This is a genomic window from Arhodomonas sp. KWT (assembly GCF_010993615.1).
This window is the reverse complement of record NZ_WNXE01000094.1, coordinates 2,023-3,346: the sequence shown is the minus strand read 5'-3', so window position 1 is coordinate 3,346 and position 1,324 is coordinate 2,023. Positions and strand designations below refer to the sequence as shown.

The window sequence follows — 1,324 nt, the reverse complement described above, 5'->3', positions numbered from 1 at the left end:
GGCGCGCGTGGCCGTGGTCACCGACGCCGGTGCCGGGCGCAACGGCGTCGGCACCTACTACCAGGACCTCAGCGACGCCCTCGCCCCGCACCTCGATACGATCACCACCATCGGCCCGGACACCGGTAACGGTCTGCGCGAGTGGCTGTCGGTGCCACTGCCCGGCGACCGCTCCCAGCGGGTCGGCGTCCCCGATCCGAGGGCCCTCGCCCGGCGCCTCGCGGAGATCGCGCCGGAGACCGTGGTGATCGCCACGCCCGGCCCCTACGGTCTCCTCGGCGCCCGCGCCGCCCGCCGGCTCGGCGCCCGGGTGGTGTTCGGCATGCATACCCATTATGCCGCCCTGGGACGACTCTACTGGGGGGCGCTCCGCGGCACGGCGGGGCGGCTGGGCCTGCGTGCCTGCAACCGCCACCTGCTGCGCCGCGCCGATGCGGTCATGGCGGTCTCGGAGGGGATGCGGACACTGGCGGCGGCCGACGGCGCGCCGGCCGTGCGGGTGACGGGCACCCCCCTCGGCCCGCCGTTCCTGAACAGGCCCGTCCGGCCAGCGAGTGGCCGGCTCGAGGCCGTGCTCTTCGTCGGCCGCCTGGCCGCGGAGAAATCGCTGCCCGAGGTGCTGGCGGCGGCCCGTGCACTGCCGGGCATCCGGTTTTCCATCGCCGGCGAGGGACCGCTTCGCACCCGGGTGGAGGCCGACGCCGCGGCCCTCCCCAACCTCGACTACCTCGGCTGGCTCCCGCGCGAGGCGGTGGCCGCCGCACTGGACGACCACGACGCGCTCGCCCTGCCATCACGGCTCGAGGCCTTCGGCACCGTTGCCCTGGAGGCCCTCGCCCGGGAGCGCCCGGCGGTGGTCTCCGCCGGCTGCGGCATTCGCGACCGCGCCGAGCTCGCCCCCGGTCTCCACCCTATCGCTGAGCATGAGGACCTGACGGCCGCCCTGCGACGACTCGACGGCATGGCGCCGGCCGTGCTCCGCCACCGCACCCGGGAGGCCCGGGCGGCGGTCTCGCGACTGCAGGCGCAGACGGTGGCGGACTGGCTGGCCGTGATCGCCCCGGGAGCGGGCCCGTGCGGGCCGTAGTCTCGATCCACGACGTGATGCCGGAGACCCTGGCGCCGGTGCGCGAGCAGCTCAGCCTGCTGGCGCACCACGACATCGCCCCGGTGACCCTGCTGGTCGTGCCGGGGCGTGACTGGCCCCCCGACGGGCTCGCCCGGCTTCGCGAATGGCGCGCACGCGGACACGTCCTCGCCGGCCACGGCTGGCACCACCGCGCCACGGCTGTCCGGGGCTGCTATCACCGCCTGCACGCCGCGG

At 76.2% G+C, this 1,324-nt stretch carries 2 protein-coding genes; both read left to right on the top strand.

What is annotated here, in order from left to right:
• Positions 1–1,087 (top strand): glycosyltransferase (locus G7A99_RS12895; protein ID WP_163140724.1); only part of this gene is annotated, 1,087 nt, incomplete at its 5' end.
• The coding region (locus tag G7A99_RS12890; protein ID WP_240466272.1) for a DUF2334 domain-containing protein at positions 1,075–1,324 on the top strand (250 nt) is incomplete at its 3' end. The genes G7A99_RS12895 and G7A99_RS12890, both read left to right, overlap by 13 nt.